Below are 16,227 nucleotides of genomic sequence, written 5' to 3'. Positions count from 1 at the left end.
CGGCGTCAGCCGCTCGGTGCGAGGCAACAGGCTCGCACCACGCCGTCAACCCCGCACCGTCCGCCAACCTCGCACCGTGTGCGGTCAGCGCGGGATGACGCTGAACAGGAACTTCTTGCGGACCATGTACCAGGCCAGCAGGATGAGCGCGGAGTGCACCACGAAGCCGATCCAGAAGTCGCCCCAGGGGACCCCCGGGATCGACGCGATCGCGAGCGCGAAGAAGACCTGCCAGACGAACACGTAGAGGCTGGCCTGGCCGATCGGGATCCACAGCCACCCGATCGCCGCGGCGATAGGCTTCCAGAACACGGTGAGGATCGCGTAGGACACGATCGCGAAGAACGCGATGTCGACCAGGCGCCCCCACTGCAGGTCGACGCGCTGGTAGGCCGTGTTGTACAGGTCGTCGTACATCGACGCGGGGAACGGCGTCGGGGTGAACCCGGCGTGGTTCGCCGCCCAGACGTAGACCAGGAACGCCGCGTACCCGCCGATCGCGATGCCGATCAGGACCTTGCCCACGCGGCTGGTCAGCGCACCGACGACCTGCCTGCGGTAGTACCCGAGCACGAGGCCGTGCGTGAAGACGACCTGCCAGGTCAGGAGCGGGAACACCGCGTTGAACTGCGATTGCAGCGGCGCGAAGTCCGGGTTGAGCGCCTGGAAGACGTAGAGCGCCCAGCTGACCACCAGCACCGCCCACCAGAACCCGCGGCGGATCACCCAGAGCAACAGTGGGATGAACAGGCTCAGCACCACGAAGAGCCCCATGATGTTGAACGGCCACGGCCCCATCTCGAGCAGCAGGAACTGCCGGATCGCGAACCACGGCGGTGGGTAGGCCAGCAGCTGCATCGCGTTCGGGTACAGGTCGTAGACGCGGCCCTCGGCGCCGACGCCGCCGGTGCCGGTCCCCCGGTCGGTGAAGGTGGTGATCGCGTCGGTGTTGAGGAACGGCACGAAACTCAGCGCGAAGACGACCGCGATCACCACGAGCGTGACGACGTACTGCTTGCGCGCCCGCTTGAACGCCCCGACCGCGGCCACCCACTCGCCGAACTTCCTCACCGCGAGCGGGTACGTCATGCCGAGCACCATGCCGGACAGGAACACGAACATCTCGGCGCCGGTGATCGCCCCGACCGCGTGCAGCGTCAGGTGCGAGTACGGACCGCCGATCTCGATGTGCGTGATCACGACCGCCAGGATGATGAACCCGCGGAACAGGTCGAGGCGCAGGTCGCGCCCAGGCTTGCCGTCGTCCGGGTAGCGCCAGCTCGGCAGCAGTCGCCCGAACAGCCCGCTCAGCAGGAACACGGCGGCCAGCCCCGCGGCCAACCAGACGATCCACGCCATCTGGTCGCCGCCGGTGTCCAGCTGCTGGTTGGTGGCGGCGTTGCCGTCCTGCGGGGTGATGCGCTCGGTCACCGGCCCGGACACGAAGCGATCGGTCTGCTGCAGGTCGGTGCGGAGGGAGCCCGCGATGCCCGGCACCGCCGTGTCTCGCCAGTCGGCGACGCGGTTGCCGGCCTCCGGTTCGCGGCGGTTCGTCTCGAGGAACGTGACACCGCGGACGAGCGGGCGGTCCTGGATCGCGCTGAAGACCTGCCGCCACCACCCCTGCTTGACGGCGAGCTCGTCGGCGCCGCGCAGCGAGTGGTCGTACAGCGCCCCGGTGTCGAGCAGCATCGGACGGTCGTGCCCCTGGGCGAAGCGCGTGTAGAAGTCGCTCTGCTGCGGCTGCTGATAGCCCCACGTCTCGGCGAAGCGGGCCGCGACCTCGCCGGACTCCGGGACGTCGTTCGACGTGAGCGGGACGTCGCGCCCGGCGGCCTCGGTCGCCTTGCCCTTGCCGAAGTAGTACATCGACATGCCGACCCAGTCGACCGACGCGTCGCCCGGCCAGTACGGCTCGTAGGGGTCGTCGGCTGCGGTGAGCTGCCCGTCGCCGTTCGTGTCGAGCTTCGCGGTGTCGGTGGCGGACAGGTCCTGCAGTCGCCCGGCGGACTGGCCGAACGGGTAGCCCGCGCCGTACGACGGTGACCAGACCATCAGGGCGTCGGACGACCCGCCGTGCACCGCCTTCGCGAGGGCCCGGAACGCCGCGACGTACTGCGTCGGCTGCTGCCCCCACCGCACCCACGTGCCGTTCATCTGCGGCGCGAACCGCACGAGCACCTGCGTGCGGTACTGCTGGTGCACCTGTTCGAGCAGGTCGTTGGCGTGCCGGGCGTCGGCAGCGGTGAGGGTGCGCAGCGCGACGTCGGGCTCGAGGCTCACGACGAGGGTGGCCCCCTGCGCCGCTGCGGCACGGGTCGAACGGAGCAGCTGCTTCCGGGCGGCGCCGTCGATCGGGTAGTCGACCTCGACGCCGTAGCTCGACGGTGTCGCACCGAGCCGCCCCGCGTACCCGTCGGGCGCATCCGAGCCCCAGTCGAGGTCCGGGCCGTACCAGGCCCGGTCGGACGCCGGCGTGATCGGGGCGGCCTGCACCGGGAGCGCTCCCCCGAGGAGCAGCGTGCCGGCGACGACGACGAACGTGACGAGTCTGGTGAACGTCCTGCTCACCGGGTGCACACCAGCGTCCACACGTTGTGGCCGCCCTCGTGTCGGTGCTCGAGTCGGTCCAGCGCCGCGATCGCGAGCGCCAGGCCGCGACCGCTCTCGGCGTCGACGTCCGCCATCGTCACCGCGCTGAGGTCGAGGTCGACCGGCAGCCCGTTGTCGCGGAGCACCGCGGTGTACTCCTGTTCGGTCGCGCGGAGCTCCACCGTGTAGCGCCGCCCGGCCTGACGGTCGCTCCGCGCCGTGTGCTCGACGATGTTCGCGGCGATCTCGGCCACGGCGGTCTCCAGCGCGAAGCGACGTGCGAGGTCGTCAACGCCGAGACCGTCCCACCACACGGCGAAGCGATCCTGGACGGTGTCGAGGCTCTCGGGCACAGCGGGCACGTCGAACGCGGTCACAGGGGGCCTCCGGAGGTGGTCGACTCGTGCTCGGACTGGACGGTGCCCGGTCCGCGGTACAGCACGGCGCGGATGACGATGCTGAAGATGAACAGGTCGAAGACGACCCAGGCGGTGTTGACGAGCGGCGCGATGCCGGACGCCTGCCCGGTCAGGTAGCGGATGCCGATCAGCACGAGTGCCCCGACGAGCGCCCCCATCGCGAACAGCTGCGGGCGGACGAGGTCCCAGCGCGGCTTCGCCTCTGCCTCGTCGCGGACCTTCGGCGTGACCCGGAAGCCGAGGGGCTTGCCGCGGAACACGTTCTCGAAGGCACTGGTCACGCTCTCGATCCACACCGGGAAGAGCGCGAGCGAGTACTGCTGCCCGCGCCAGGTGGGTCTGCCGGCGGCCACGACCCAGAACAGCAGCTGGTTGAGCACCAGGAACGGGATCAGGCGCGCGAAGAAGTCGACGCTGTAGGCCTGCACCGGCACGACGCCGAAGGACAGGCAGAGCACCGGGGCCGCGATGTAGACGATCGCCGCGAAGCCGGACAGGTAGCTCCACATCGTCGAGAAGTACATGAGCCGCTGCCCGAACGACAGGCCCTTCTGCACCAGGGGGTTCTCGCGGAAGAAGACCTGCATGGTGCCCTGCGCCCACCGGAGGCGTTGCACGAGCATGGTCGGCAGGTCCTCGGGGGCCAGGCCCTTCGCCAGGATCTCGTCGTGGTACGCCGACTTCCATCCCAGGCCGTGCAGGCGCATCGCGGTCGCCATGTCCTCGGTCACCGAGATCGTGGCCAGCGGCATCACCGCCTGGGCTTCGTCGCCACGGTTCACGTCGACCGCGCGGGCGAGCACGGCGATCGCCTCGATCGCGACGACCGGGGACGCGTTGCGCTGTCCGAGCACGTCGAGTGCGGCGTCGTCGAGCCCGGCGAACGTGTTGGCGTCCGTGGACATCGCCGCCAGGTCCTGCAGGTCGTTCCGCACCGACTCGAGGTCGGCGGCGGCGAACCGGAACGCGATGGCGTCGATCCCGCGCTGGAACTCGTAGGTGACGTCGCCCAGGGGCTCGTCGCGGGACATCTGGTCGCGGGCGCGGTCCACCACGCCCTCGGCGTCGTCGAGCGCGGTGAGCACGCGCGGGTCGGTCTCGGTCTCGCGCGCCCGGGCCAACAGCTTGCGCGAGGTCTTCAGCGTGCGCTCGACCGAGGCCTCGACCTCTTGCACGTAGCGGGAGATCCCGAGCTGCATGAGGGCTTCACGCCGCAGGATCGCGTTCGAACCGCAGAAGAACGCGGCGTTCCACCCGTCCTTCGACTGCTGGATGGGACCGTAGAACAGCGGTGCCTGGCTGCCGAGCAGGTCGGCGTCCGGCACGTTCTCGAACCACTGTGGCGTCTGCACGAGCGCCATCCTGGGGTCCTTGAAGTACCCCAGCGTCCGGTCCAGGATCGCCGGGTCCGGGACCTGGTCGGCGTCGAGGATGAGCAGGAACTCGCCCTGCGTCGCCATCAGCGCGTTGTTGAGGTTGCCGGCCTTGGCGTGGCGTGGACGGTCGACCCAGTCCTGGCCGCGGGTGATCACCCCGAGGCCCAGCTGTTCGGCCGCCCGGCGCATCTCGGGGCGGTTGCCGTCGTCGAGGATCCAGGTGCTGTGCGGGTAGCGGATCGCCTGCGCCGCACGGGCCGTGCGCATCACCAGGTCGATCGGTTCGTTGTACGTGGTGATGAAGACGTCGACGGTGACGTCGGTGGCGGGCGTGGTCGGCGGTTCGCCGCGCTCGCGCAGCCTCCAGGCGCCGAACGCGAACAGCAGCGAGTCGATCACGCTGTACGTCTCGGCCAGGATCAGCGGCACGGCGATCCACCACGAGTGCCAGTTCACCGACGCGACCCAGCGCCACACGATGTAGTTCAGACCCGCGAGCGAGGCGAGCAGCGCCACCGTCCGGACGGCCGTGATGCGGCGGCGGGCCGTGCCCGTCGACAGGCGCCGGCGGTCCTGACGGCTCAGGTCGAGCGCGGTCATCGTGCGGTTCCCGAGCCGACGACCGACGTCGTGATGCGCTGCAAGGGGTCTCCTGATCGGACGGTGGTTGAGCGCTCCGTCCGTCGGGTCGGGCTCGGCGCCACGACCTGTCTACCTCAGGGGCGGCACCCTTGTCAGTCCGCCGCCCCGATCTGGGGACGAGCGGCGGCGAACCCGATGTCCGCCGCGAGTCGCTCGACGACCAGGTCGAAGTACCGCGCCTGGTCGGAGACGGATCCCACGTAGTGTCCGAACAGCTCGAACGACACCGTGCCGAACACCGCCGTCCAGGCCATGAGCGTGCGCATCACCGCCTCGACCGGGGCGTCCCGTGTGATCCCCCGCGAGCGGATGTAGTCGATCGCACCGTCGACCACGGAGCCGGGTGCCCGGGGCGACGGGACGACCGCCGAGGTGGGTGCGTCGCGGCCGTCCATCGCGTCCATGACGATCCGGACCAGCACGAGCGTCGCGCGCGTGGCGGGCTCGATCGTCTCCTGGGGCGCCGCGTACCCGGGGACCGGGCTGCCGTACAGCAGCGCGAAGTCCCCCGGGTGCGCGATCGACCACGTGCGGATCGCCCGACACGCGGCGACCCACCGCGCTCCAACGTCCGCTCGGTCGTGCGCGGCGTCGGCCGCCTCGACCGCGGCGCCGAGCTCGTCGTAGTCCTGCACGAGCAGCGCGGTGAGCAGGTCGTCCCGACTCGGGAAGTACCGGTACAGCGCCGACGACACCATGCCGACGTCACGGGCGACCGCGCGCAGGCTGAGCTGGGCCGGCCCCTCGTCCGTCAACCGAGCGCGGGCGGCGTCGGTGATGCGCGTGCGGATCGTCTCGCGAGCGAGGTCTCGTGCGGTCGGTGCCCGGTCGGTCATCCGACCACCCTGCCACCAGAGAGCGCCGATCACAAACGAGAGCACCGCTCTTGCTTTTTGTGGCGGGCGGTGTCATGCTCGGCGAACCGAGAGCAGTGCTCTCAATTCGTACCGGGAGGAACCCCATGTCGCAGCACCACGTCGTCGTCGGCGCCGGCCCCGTCGGCCGTCACGTCGCAGCACTGCTCGCCGGCCGCGGCGACCAGGTCACCGTCGTCACCCGCACGGGCCGCGACACCGGCCTGGCCGGCGTGACCCACCTCGCGTTGGACGCGTCCGACGCCGATGCCCTGACGCGCGTCACCGAGGGCGCCGCCGTCCTGTACAACTGCGCGAACCCGGGCGACTACACGCAGTGGGAGCGGACCTGGCCCCCGCTCGCGTCGTCGTTGCTGTCGACGGCGGAGCGGACCGGTGCGGTGTACGCGATCACCGGGAACCTGTACCCGTACGGACCCACCACCGGCTCGATGCACGAGGGCCTCCCGGACGCTGCCACGGACCACAAGGGCGTCCTGCGGGCGCGCATGTGGCAGGACGCGCTCGATGCGCACCGCGACGGACGCCTGCGCACCGTCGAGGTCCGCGCGTCGGACTACGTCGGCAGCGGCATCGGCATGAACGGCCACGTCACGCGCGTGCTGCCGGACGCACTGCGGGGCAAGGGCGTGTGGATGATCGGTCGAACCGACCTGCCGCACACGTTCACGGACGTGCTCGACGTCGCCCGCCTGCTCGTCGCCGCGGCCGACGACCCGTCCGCGCTCGGCCGCACGTGGATGGTGCCCTCGAACGCGCCGGTGTCCCAGGTCCGGGCGCTCACCGACGTCCTGGCCGCCGCGGGCAAGCCGGCCGTCACCGTGCACCGCTTGCCGGCACCGGCGCTGCGGGCCATCGGGCTCGTGTCGCCGATGATGCGCGAGATCGCCGAGATGGGGTACCAGTGGACGGCGCCCTACGTGCTGGACGACCGCGCGGCCCGGGAACACTTCGGCATCGAGCCGACCCCGTGGGACGAGGTCTGCCGCCGGACGCTGGCGGGCGTCGCAGAACCCGCTCGGGCATAGGAGCGCACATCGGGCAGGGGGGTCGGACCGCGCACAGGCAGTCGGATCGCGCATGGTCGGTCAGAAGTTCAGACCCGCTACGCGCGATCCGACCCACCACCGCCGCGCGACAGCACCCCGAGACGGACGGGAGGCCCGGTGCCAGCTGGCACCGGGCCTCCTGTCCGTCAGGGGGACGCGTCAGTAGCGCGGCCGGCGCTCCGGACGCTCGTCGCGGTCCTCGCGCGGTCCGCGGCGGTAGCCGCCCGCGCCACCCCCGCGACGGTCGGGCTTGATCTCGATCAGCCGACCGCTGATGCGGGTGTCGCTGAGCTTGCTCAGCACGTCGCCGGGCATGTCCGAGGGCAGCTCGACGATGGAGAAGTCCGGCTGGATGCGGATCGCACCGAAGTCGTCGCGACGCAGGCCGCCCTCGTTCGCGAGCGCGCCGACGATCTGGCGCGGTTCGACGCGGTGCCGGCGGCCGACCTCGATGCGGTACGGGGTCATCGGGACCGAGCGGCGTCGACGGTCACCGCCGTCGTCCTCGCGCGTCTTGCGCTCGTCGCGACGCTGGTCGCGCTCAACCTGCCGACGCAGGGCGTCCTCGGCGGGGTCGAGCAGCAGCGGGGTGTCCCCCTGTGCGACCACGGCGAGCGCCGCGGCAACGTCCTGTTCCGGGACGTCGTGGTGCTCGACGTAGTGGGCGATGATGTCGCGGAAGGCGTCGATGCGCCCACGGGACTCGAGCGCCGCGGTGATCGCGTCGTCGAAGCGGGTCAGGCGGGTGACGTTGACGTCCTCGACGCTGGGGAGCGTCATCTCGGTCAGCGGCTGGCGCGTGGCCTTCTCGATCGCGACGAGCAGCCGGCGCTCGCGCGGGGTGACGAAGCTGATCGCGGCGCCGCTGCGACCGGCACGACCGGTGCGGCCGATGCGGTGCACGTACGACTCGGTGTCGACGGGGATGTCGAAGTTCACCACGTGGGTGATCCGGTCGACGTCGAGACCACGGGCGGCGACGTCGGTCGCGACCAGGATGTCGAGCTTGCCCGACTTCAGCTGGTTGACCGTGCGCTCGCGCTGCGCCTGGGCGACGTCACCGCTGATGGCCGCGGCGGCGTAGCCACGTGCCCGGAGCTTCTCGGCCAGGGTCTCGGTTTCGCTCTTGGTGCGGACGAAGATGATGAGGCCCTCGAAGTCCTCGACCTCGAGGATGCGGGTGAGCGCGTCGACCTTCTGCGCGTACGACACGATCAGGTAGCGCTGCGACGTGTTGGCGGAGGTGGTCGTCTTCGCCTTGACGGTGATCTCGGCCGGGTCGTTGAGGTACTGCTTGGAGATGCGGCGGATCTGCGCGGGCATCGTCGCCGAGAACAGCGCGACCTGCTTGGTGTCCGGGGTCTCGGCGAGGATCGTCTCGACGTCCTCGGCGAAGCCCATCTTGAGCATCTCGTCGGCCTCGTCGAGCACCAGGTACTTCAGCTCGGACAGGTCGAGCGTGCCCTTCGCGATGTGGTCCATGATGCGACCGGGCGTGCCGACGACGACGTCGACGCCGCGGCGCAGGGCGGAGAGCTGCACGCCGTAGGCCTGTCCGCCGTAGACCGGCAGGACGTGGACGCCGCGCATGTGCGACGCGTACTGCTCGAACGCCTCGCACACCTGCAGCGCGAGCTCGCGGGTCGGCGACAGCACCAGGGCCTGGGGCAGCTTGCTGCCGGCTTCCATGCGGGACAGGACGGGCAGGGCGAAGGCCGCGGTCTTGCCGGTGCCGGTCTGGGCGAGGCCCACGACGTCGCGGCCCTCGAGCAGGGTGGGGATGGTGGCGGCCTGGATCGCGGACGGGGTCTCGTACCCGATCTCCTTGACGGCCTTGAGCACGGGCTCGCTGAGCCCCAGGTCGGCGAACGTCACCACGGGCCCCTCGTCGGTGGGGTCGATGGTGCTGTTCGTTTCGGAGGTCATCCTGGTACGGTACCCGGTCCGCGCCCTCGCATCGACCCGGGGTCAGCCCGCGAGCGCCCTCCGCGTGCGACTCCGAGCCCCCAGCAGACGGCCCAGGGCGAGCACGAGGACGGCCAGCACAGCCAGTCCGACGATCAGCGCGAGCAGGTACAGCACGAGCGGACCGACCCCGCCGACCGCGTCCACGTCGTAGAAGGGGTACGGGTAGAAGCCCGTGATCGGACCCCGGACCAGCGAGTACACGCTGTACACCACCGGGAACACCAGCGCGATCGGCACGTCGCGCCACGGCTGCCGGCCGCGCGGCGGGAGCACGATCCAGTCGACCAGCACCGCCACCGGCATCACCATGTGCAGCACGACGTTCACCCACGGGTACAGGGGTCCGAGGTCGAGTCCGGCGAGCAGGACGTTGAAGACCAGCCCGACGAACACCATGTTCACCACCGAGCAGTAGCGCACCACCGCCCAGGCCCGCGTCTCGGGCAGCCCCCGCGCCAGCCGGACGGCACCGACCACGAACACGACGACGGCGATCAGGTTGCCGAGGTTGGTGAAGTACGAGAAGAAGTTCACGATCCCGAGGCCCAGCCGGACCGACACCGAGAACTGGGCGACCTGCGCGGTAAGCACGATCGCAGCGAACACCAGGCGGTACACGAGCATCACGCGAGCCGTGGTCATGTGGTGACCGTACCGGAGACGCGGCCAGGACGGACGGGAGGGTCGTGGCGGCGCCGCCACGGCCCTCCCGTCCGTCATCGCGTCAGGCCGTCTGGCCGTACCGCGGCGTCTCGGCGTCGCTGATCTCCGTCTCCGCGGCCTAGGCCGTCCGCCGCTCCGCCCGCCCGGTCGGCAACCCGCGCAGCGTCTCGCCGGGGTACTCACGGAAGCGCTGGAAGTACGTGCCCGCGAAGCGTCCCATGTGCCGGAACCCCCATTCGCGCGCAACGGCCCCGACGGTGATCGCGTGCGGGTCGGCGAACTGCAGCGCGATCCGGACCCGGTCGAGCCGCATCTCCTGCAGGTACGTCATCGGCGTGCTGCCGGTGTGCCGGAGGAACGAGCTCTGCAGCGTCCGCGCGCTGACCCCGGCGGCAGCGCAGATGTCGCGCAACGCCACCGGCTCCGGGCAGTGCTCCGCCAGCCACGCCCGCGCGAGCCCCACCGTGGTCTCCCCCGCACCGTGCCCCTCGGGTTCGCGCCGGGCCCCGAAGGCACCCAGGACCGACTCGGCGAACCGGACCTGCAGCGAGAACCGGCGCCGGGGCGCCTCCGCGGGGTCGAACGCCGCGGCGGCGACCGCACCGAGACTCGTGCGGAGGTCGGCCAGGCGCGCCGGCGCCGGGTGGCGGACGAACGTCGTCCGCCCGGATCTGGTCCCGTTGAGCACGGCGTCCACGGTCTCGAGGAACGCCAGGTCGATCCGGACCAGGTGGAGCACGCCGGGTGGCGTGTGGATCGTGTACGAACCGGTGGTCGGGAAGGCGAACGGCACACCCGGGCGGGTGGTGTCGTCGACACCGGGTGCCCGGACGTGCACGCCGTCGCCGTCGGTCCATCCGAGGGTCAGGCGGTCGCTGGCCTCGATCCTGACGTGGGCCTCGGTGGTGAGTGCGGACGAGACGAGTTCGACGTGCCGGTCACGGAGCGACCGGTGCCGGAAGCGGAAGTCGCCGACGTCGTCGATCTGCACCTCGCTGGTCCGGTACACGGCCGAGTACAGCAGCACGGCGAGCGCCCGGTCGCACCCGGCCCGCTCCACGCGCCGGCGGTCGTCCGGTCCACGGCCCGCCAGGTCGACCCGGTCACGGATCCCCGTGACGACGTCGTCCGCGGTCAGCACGTCGGCTCCGACCCTGCCTCGCAGATCCGCTCGAAGTACTCGTGGGCGGCCTGGAGCGTCCCGACGCTGTGGTGCTCGGACAACGCGGCCATGAGCGTGCACTCGTACCCCGCCGGCCGCTGCTCGACGAACCCGATCAGCAGCGCCGGGTCCCCCGGTTCCACGGCCGCGTCGATCACCCGCCAGAACCTCGGGTCGACCCGCTGGACGCGCACGTCCGCAGGATCCGCTTCGATGAGGGCTCGTACCCGATCGGCATGCACCGTGTGCTGCCACGAACCCGTGTCCGCCGCGCCTGTCGCGGTCTCTGTCGATGCACTCGTGTGGTCACGCATCGCTGCTCCTTCACGGTCCTCCGCCGCGTGCCCTGTCACGCAGTCGGGACGTTTCCAGTATCGGCAGTGCGCTTTGTGTCCTGACAGGTGTTGACTTCGATCCCCGCAGTGGCAAGGGAGCGTCCACGCGATCTGGACGACAAGGGGCGACCTCCGCACGCCGATGTCGTCCGGCCGCGCATCGGTGGCTGCGGAGTCCGGGTCGTCGGGAGCGGCTCGACGTGCCCGCCTGGAGGCCCGTGGCAGCGCCGCAACGGGGCTCCGGGCGGTCAGGCGCCCAGGTCGACGGCCGCGGCCGGCTCGATCGTGGTGGGGCGGGCTTCGCGAGCCCGGTCGGCTCGGCGGAACACGCCGTGGCGGGCGAGGGCGCCGGCCGCTCCCGCGGCGAGCACGACCGGGGTGGCCAGCACCCAGGCGTCGGAGACGAACAGGAACGGGACGGCGGCGAGGGTTCCGGCGAGCAGACTCGTCGCGACGACGTGGACGGCCCGGTGCCGGACGGGCCGCATGAGCAGGCCGAGCACCATCGTGAACGGGAGCGCCACGACAGCGCCGACGACCGTGGGGATCGCGGAGATCACTGCCATGTACACGGCCCAGACGACCGCGTTGAGCGCGTCAGACCACCACGTGCCGTCGACGAGCCCGACGCCGAGTGCCGGGGCGGCCGTGGCGACGACGAAGCCGAGCACCGTCACGGTGGGGAGGGTGACCCCGAGCATCCAGCCGAGCGCGCGGAGCTCCAGACGGATGCTCGCACGCCAGGTCCATGTCGGCACCGGCAGCTCGGCGGTCATGCCGCACGTCCGGCCACGATGCCGACGATCTCGCTGACGGCGCTGCGGAACGGGCGGACCCGCAGCATCGGCAGCGCGAAGCGCAGCACCCGGAGCATCGAGTCGACGAGCCGCTCGGTCCGGCGCTGGTCCGGTGACGTGTCGTACGTCCAGAACAGCGCGAACAGCAGGTAGCCCATCCAGAGCGCCATGGGCAGGTCCTCCGCAAGGTCGGCCGGCAGCTTCTGACGCGACCCGGCGACCGCGCGGCGGAACAGGTCGAGCACCAGGTCCCGCGCCTCGGACGACTCGGTGGACAGCGGGTTGACCGGGGAGCCGGGCGCCATCGCGGCGGTGAGGAACTGCGGTGCGATGGCGTGGTACTCCTGCAGGTTCGCGAGCCCGGTGCGGACGACGACGCCGATCCGCGCGGTCAGGTCGTCGGTCGTGTCGAGCAGCGGGAGCGCCGCGGCACGGTGCTCGTGCTGCACGTCGACGTAGAGCTCCTGCACCAGGTGGTCCTTCGTCGGGAAGTGGTAGTAGGCGTTGCCGACCGACAGCCCGGCCTGCTCAGCGATGCCGCGCATGGTCGTGGCGTCGTAGCCCTGTTCACGCAGGGACCGGATCGCGACGGCACGGATGGCCGCGCGGGTGCGCTCTCGCTTGGGCAGCGGCTTCTCGTCATTTTCGAACACGTTCAAAAATCTACACCGAGATGCGTTGTTGCGGAAGCGCGCAGATTGCCCGCACGAGGCCTCATGTGCCCCAGCACTGGTATTGAACTATTCCTCAACACTGTCAGCATGCTCACATGACCACTCCTGACGCCGGCCCGAACCCCGCGCACGGCCCATCGTTCCCGCCCGCTCAGCCCATGCCGCCGTTCGCGCCCGGTCCCGCTCCCGTCCGGAAGGCGGGACTGGCCATCGCCGCCCTCGTGGTCGGGATCGTCGCGTTCCTGTCCGGTCTGCTCCCGGTGTTCGGCGCCCTGGTCGGCATCGTCGCTGTGGTCCTGGCGGTCCTCGCCTTGCGGAAGCAGCAGTCGAAGGGCATGGCAGTCACCGGGCTCGTCCTCGGTGGGATCGCCGTCCTGTCGTCGATCGGCGTCGCCGCCGGGATCGGGGCGGCGGTCAGCAAGTCGTCCGCCGAGAAGCCGGTTGCCGCGGTTGCACAGTCAGCGAGCCCCGCTCCGGAGAAGACGACCGAGAGTGCACCGTCCGCGACGCCGGAGCCCGAAGCGGTCGAGACGCCCGAGGCCGTCAAGACGCCCGATGCACCGGCGGTCCCGGTGGAGTACCTCTCGGCACTCACCACGGCGGAGACCTACTCGTCCGCGATGCACATGAGCAAAGCCGGGATCTACAACCAGCTGACTTCGGAGTACGGCGAGAAGTTCACGCCCGAGGCGGCGCAGTACGCGATCGACACGATCCAGGCCGACTGGAACGCGAACGCCCTGGCGACGGCGAAGAACTACCAGGAGAGCATGGCGATGTCGCCTGCAGCCATCCACGACCAGCTCACCAGTGAGTACGGCGAGAAGTTCCTGCCTGCAGAAGCCGACTACGCCATCCAGCACCTCAACGACTGAGGTCGGAGCAGCACCGCGGGTCGACGTCGGGCTCGCGTACGGTTGCCGTATGACGACCGTGCGCGAGTTCCAGGTCACTGTCGACTGCGCCGATCCCAGTCGGCTCGCCCGGTTCTGGGCCGACGTCCTGGGGTACCGCGTACAGGTCGACGGCGACGCATGCATCGACCCGACCGGTGTCGGCCCCCGGATCTGGTTCCAGCGGGTCCCCGAGGGCAAGGTCGTCAAGAACCGCCTGCACCTGGACGTGCGGGTCGCCACCGGACTGGTCGGTGACGAGCGGCTGCGGGTGCTCGAGGCCGAGGGATCCCGACTCGAAGCACTCGGTGCCTCGCGGGTGCGTCTGCTCCTCGCGGACGACGAGAACGAGTCGTGCCTGGTGATGCAGGACGTCGAGAGCAACGAGTTCTGCCTGGACTGACCAACACGACCTGGAACCCGACCGCGGACAGGCAGGAATGCCGGTGTGCGAGGACGTCCGGGACCCCGCTCCGGCACGAGACGCTCCGGAGCGTGCCCGCGCGCTGACCCGCAAGGCGTACGGTCGTCAGAGCCGCACCGCAGCGCCTCGGAAGGACCAGCACGGCCATGACCCTGACGAACCCCGTCGACACCACCGCCCTCGAGCAGCTGCTCCCCGCCGACCAGGTCCTGCGTGACCCCGGGGCGCTCGAGCGCTACCGCCACGACGACGCCGAGTGGGCCGAGTCGCACCTGCCGCTCGCCGTCGTGCTCGCCCGCAGCACCGAGGACGTCGTCGCCGCGGTCCGCTGGGCTGCGTCGAACGGGGTCCGTGTCGTCCCCCGCGGCGCCGGCACGGGGCTGTCCGGTGGGGCGAACGCCGTCGAGCACTCGGTCGTCGTGTCGATGGAGCTGATGGACGCCGTCCTCGAGGTGAACACCGACGAGCGCTACGCCGTCACGCAGCCCGGGGTGATCAACGACGCCCTGCGCGCCCGGGTCGCCGAGGACGGCCTGTGGTACCCGCCGGACCCCGCCAGCTCCGCGATCTCGACGATCGGCGGCAACGTCGCGACGAACGCCGGCGGGATCTGCTGCGTCAAGTACGGGGTCACGCGCGACTACGTGCTGGGCCTGACCGTGGTGCTCGCCGACGGCTCCGTGGTCGAGCTCGGGCGCCGCACCGCGAAGGGCGTCGCCGGGTACGACCTGACGGCGCTGATGGTCGGTTCGGAGGGCACGCTCGGCATCGTGACGAGCGTCACCGTGAAGCTGCTCCCCCTCGCCGGGCGCGACGAGCGGGCCGTCATCGGGTACTTCCCGTCGCTCAGCGCCGCCGGGGACGCCGTCGCCGCGATCTCGCGGGCCGGCATCATCCCCGCCGCGCTCGAGATCGTCGACCGCACCTGCCTGCGCGCCGTCGACGACTGGATGCACCTGGGCCTGCCGTCCGAGGTCGACACGCTCCTGCTCGCACGCATCGACGAGCGCGGCGCAGCCGGGGACGACATCGCCGACCACGTCGCCGGGGTCTTCGCCGACGCGGGCGGCACCGACGTCGAGCGCGCGACCGACCCCGACGAGATCGACCGGCTGTTCCAGGCCCGCCGCCTCGCCTACCCGGCCCTCGAGCGGCTCGGCCCGGTGCTCACCGAGGACATCTGCGTGCCGCGCAGCGCCGTGCCCGAGATGCTCCACCGGATCCAGGCGACCGCTGCCGGGAACGACGTCACGATCGCGAACATCGCTCACGCCGGCGACGGCAACCTGCACCCGCTGATCATCGCGCCCGAGGGCGACACCGCTGCCAAGGCCCGCGCGAAGGCCGCGTTCGACCAGATCGTGGCCGACTGCCTGGACCTCGGCGGCACCGTCACGGGCGAGCACGGTGTCGGTCTGCTCAAGCTCCCGGGGCTCCGCGAGGAACTCGGCGAACGGGTGATCGCGATGCACCGCGCGGTCAAGGACGCACTGGACCCGGCCGGCACGCTCAACCCCGGCAAGGCGTTCTGATGCCGTCGTTCACGTCGACGGACGGCGCGCGCCTGGCGTTCACGGACACCACGCCGGAGACGAGCAGCGCTGCGCGCCGCACCGTCGTCCTGGTCGCCGGCTACGCGATGCCCGCAACCGGCTGGGCGCTGCAGCAGGACGCCCTGCTCGCCGCCGGACACCGCGTGGTCGCGTTCGACCGCCGCAGCCACGGCGACAGCGACGACGTGCTCTGGGGGCAGCGCGTCGCCCGGCACGGGGCCGACCTGCACGAGCTGCTCCTCCACCTCGACCTGCGCGACGTGCTGCTGGTCGGGCAGTCGATGGGCGCCTCGACGATCTGGGCGATGGTCGACCTGTTCGGCACCGACCGCGTGGACAAGGTGCTGACGATCGACCAGACACCCAGGCTCGTCAACGACGACTCCTGGCAGCACGGTTTCTACGACATGACCCCGCAGAACAGCGGCACGTTCTTCGACGACGGCATCCCGGACACCGGCCGTGGCAAGCGCGTGGACCCGGAGAACCCCGGCGTGCGGCGGCTGGTCGAGCGGATCGGGGGCTTCCCGGCGGTGCGCACGCCGAACGCGCCCGAGACCGTCCGTCTGCTCCGCGACCACGGCCTGCAGGACTGGCGGGACGTCGTGGCCCGCCTCGACGTCCCGTTCACGATGGTCGCCGGGCGCGACAGCCAGCTCTGGCCATGCTCGCACGCACAGGCAGCCGTCGGCACGAACCCGAACGGCCGGGCCGTGGTGATCGAGGACGCCGGGCACGCGACGAACCTGGACCAGCCGGACGCGTTCAACGAGGTGCTGCTCGGCTTCGCCGCGTAGACCGGTCG

The 16,227-nt window shown here is 71.1% G+C and carries 15 protein-coding genes; 5 read left to right on the top strand and 10 right to left on the bottom strand.

Annotated features, from left to right (window positions below; translation table 11 throughout):
• Positions 1-84: 84 nt before the first annotated feature.
• The 4 genes from opgC to DEJ13_RS03575 form a co-directional block, all read right to left on the bottom strand.
• The gene (gene opgC, locus DEJ13_RS03590) at positions 85-2,571 is read right to left on the bottom strand and encodes an OpgC domain-containing protein (RefSeq protein WP_146245230.1); all 2,487 of its coding nucleotides are present in this window, start codon (positions 2,569-2,571) and stop codon (positions 85-87) included.
• On the bottom strand, positions 2,568-2,969 hold the full coding sequence (locus DEJ13_RS03585; protein WP_181437021.1) for an ATP-binding protein: 402 nt from the start codon (positions 2,967-2,969) through the stop codon (positions 2,568-2,570). The genes opgC and DEJ13_RS03585 overlap by 4 nt, the downstream gene beginning before the upstream one ends.
• Entirely contained in the window at positions 2,966-4,987 is a 2,022-nt protein-coding gene (locus tag DEJ13_RS03580; RefSeq protein WP_258374088.1) for a glycosyltransferase family 2 protein, read from the bottom strand. The genes DEJ13_RS03585 and DEJ13_RS03580 overlap by 4 nt, the downstream gene beginning before the upstream one ends.
• Positions 4,988-5,121: 134 nt before the next feature.
• Positions 5,122-5,865, bottom strand: a complete 744-nt coding sequence (locus DEJ13_RS03575) for a TetR/AcrR family transcriptional regulator (protein ID WP_111106839.1) — start codon at positions 5,863-5,865, stop codon at positions 5,122-5,124.
• 125 nt (positions 5,866-5,990) lie between these two features.
• Between DEJ13_RS03575 and DEJ13_RS03570 the strand changes: the two genes are divergently transcribed.
• Positions 5,991-6,932 (top strand): NAD-dependent epimerase/dehydratase family protein, encoded by a 942-nt coding sequence (locus DEJ13_RS03570; protein WP_111106838.1) that lies wholly within the window; start codon positions 5,991-5,993, stop codon positions 6,930-6,932.
• Positions 6,933-7,112: 180 nt separating this feature from the next.
• On the opposite strand, the gene DEJ13_RS03565 is transcribed toward DEJ13_RS03570, so the two are convergent.
• From DEJ13_RS03565 to DEJ13_RS03540, 6 genes are all read right to left on the bottom strand, one after another.
• Positions 7,113-8,879: a DEAD/DEAH box helicase gene (locus DEJ13_RS03565; RefSeq protein ID WP_111106837.1), complete on the bottom strand. Its 1,767-nt coding sequence runs from the start codon at positions 8,877-8,879 to the stop codon at positions 7,113-7,115.
• Between the two features lie 42 nt (positions 8,880-8,921).
• Positions 8,922-9,563 (bottom strand): Pr6Pr family membrane protein, encoded by a 642-nt coding sequence (locus DEJ13_RS03560; protein ID WP_111106836.1) that lies wholly within the window; start codon positions 9,561-9,563, stop codon positions 8,922-8,924.
• A 139-nt stretch (positions 9,564-9,702) separates the two neighbouring features.
• Positions 9,703-10,725 carry an AraC family transcriptional regulator gene (locus DEJ13_RS03555; RefSeq protein ID WP_111106835.1) on the bottom strand — a complete coding sequence of 341 codons (1,023 nt, stop codon included), beginning with the start codon at positions 10,723-10,725 and terminating at the stop codon, positions 9,703-9,705.
• The gene (locus tag DEJ13_RS03550; RefSeq protein WP_146245229.1) at positions 10,719-10,940 is read right to left on the bottom strand and encodes a hypothetical protein; all 222 of its coding nucleotides are present in this window, start codon (positions 10,938-10,940) and stop codon (positions 10,719-10,721) included. Before DEJ13_RS03550 ends, DEJ13_RS03555 begins: the two co-directional genes overlap by 7 nt.
• Positions 10,941-11,329: 389 nt before the next feature.
• Entirely contained in the window at positions 11,330-11,857 is a 528-nt protein-coding gene (locus DEJ13_RS03545) for a hypothetical protein (RefSeq protein ID WP_111106833.1), read from the bottom strand.
• Positions 11,854-12,531: a TetR/AcrR family transcriptional regulator gene (locus DEJ13_RS03540; RefSeq protein ID WP_111106832.1), complete on the bottom strand. Its 678-nt coding sequence runs from the start codon at positions 12,529-12,531 to the stop codon at positions 11,854-11,856. The genes DEJ13_RS03545 and DEJ13_RS03540 overlap by 4 nt, the downstream gene beginning before the upstream one ends.
• Before the next feature lie 116 nt (positions 12,532-12,647).
• On the opposite strand from DEJ13_RS03540, the gene DEJ13_RS03535 reads away from it, so the two are divergent.
• The 4 genes from DEJ13_RS03535 (at position 12,648) to DEJ13_RS03520 (ending at position 16,219) form a co-directional block, all read left to right on the top strand.
• Positions 12,648-13,427: an Ltp family lipoprotein gene (locus DEJ13_RS03535; protein WP_258374087.1), complete on the top strand. Its 780-nt coding sequence runs from the start codon at positions 12,648-12,650 to the stop codon at positions 13,425-13,427.
• 49 nt (positions 13,428-13,476) lie between these two features.
• The gene (locus DEJ13_RS03530; RefSeq protein ID WP_111106831.1) at positions 13,477-13,848 is read left to right on the top strand and encodes a VOC family protein; all 372 of its coding nucleotides are present in this window, start codon (positions 13,477-13,479) and stop codon (positions 13,846-13,848) included.
• A 167-nt stretch (positions 13,849-14,015) separates the two neighbouring features.
• A complete protein-coding gene (locus DEJ13_RS03525) occupies positions 14,016-15,401 on the top strand; it encodes an FAD-binding oxidoreductase (RefSeq protein WP_111106830.1) in 1,386 nt (461 codons plus the stop codon).
• Positions 15,401-16,219 carry an alpha/beta fold hydrolase gene (locus tag DEJ13_RS03520; protein WP_111106829.1) on the top strand — a complete coding sequence of 273 codons (819 nt, stop codon included), beginning with the start codon at positions 15,401-15,403 and terminating at the stop codon, positions 16,217-16,219. Before DEJ13_RS03525 ends, DEJ13_RS03520 begins: the two co-directional genes overlap by 1 nt.
• Positions 16,220-16,227 lie beyond the last annotated feature (8 nt).

The organism is Curtobacterium sp. MCLR17_007, assembly GCF_003234655.2.
Lineage (GTDB): Bacteria > Actinomycetota > Actinomycetes > Actinomycetales > Microbacteriaceae > Curtobacterium.
Note: the sequence above shows the minus strand (reverse complement) of the source record. Positions and strands in the feature narration are given on the sequence as shown.

Coding starts and splice junctions, on each gene's coding strand:
- DEJ13_RS03520 (WP_111106829.1), top strand. CDS start 15,401: ATGCCGTCGTTCACGTCGACGGACGGCGCGCGCCTGGCGTTCACGGAC.
- DEJ13_RS03580 (WP_258374088.1), bottom strand. CDS start 4,987: ATGACCGCGCTCGACCTGAGCCGTCAGGACCGCCGGCGCCTGTCGACG.
- DEJ13_RS03570 (WP_111106838.1), top strand. CDS start 5,991: ATGTCGCAGCACCACGTCGTCGTCGGCGCCGGCCCCGTCGGCCGTCAC.
- DEJ13_RS03565 (WP_111106837.1), bottom strand. CDS start 8,879: ATGACCTCCGAAACGAACAGCACCATCGACCCCACCGACGAGGGGCCC.
- DEJ13_RS03575 (WP_111106839.1), bottom strand. CDS start 5,865: ATGACCGACCGGGCACCGACCGCACGAGACCTCGCTCGCGAGACGATC.
- DEJ13_RS03535 (WP_258374087.1), top strand. CDS start 12,648: ATGACCACTCCTGACGCCGGCCCGAACCCCGCGCACGGCCCATCGTTC.
- DEJ13_RS03545 (WP_111106833.1), bottom strand. CDS start 11,857: ATGACCGCCGAGCTGCCGGTGCCGACATGGACCTGGCGTGCGAGCATC.
- DEJ13_RS03560 (WP_111106836.1), bottom strand. CDS start 9,563: ATGACCACGGCTCGCGTGATGCTCGTGTACCGCCTGGTGTTCGCTGCG.
- DEJ13_RS03530 (WP_111106831.1), top strand. CDS start 13,477: ATGACGACCGTGCGCGAGTTCCAGGTCACTGTCGACTGCGCCGATCCC.
- DEJ13_RS03525 (WP_111106830.1), top strand. CDS start 14,016: ATGACCCTGACGAACCCCGTCGACACCACCGCCCTCGAGCAGCTGCTC.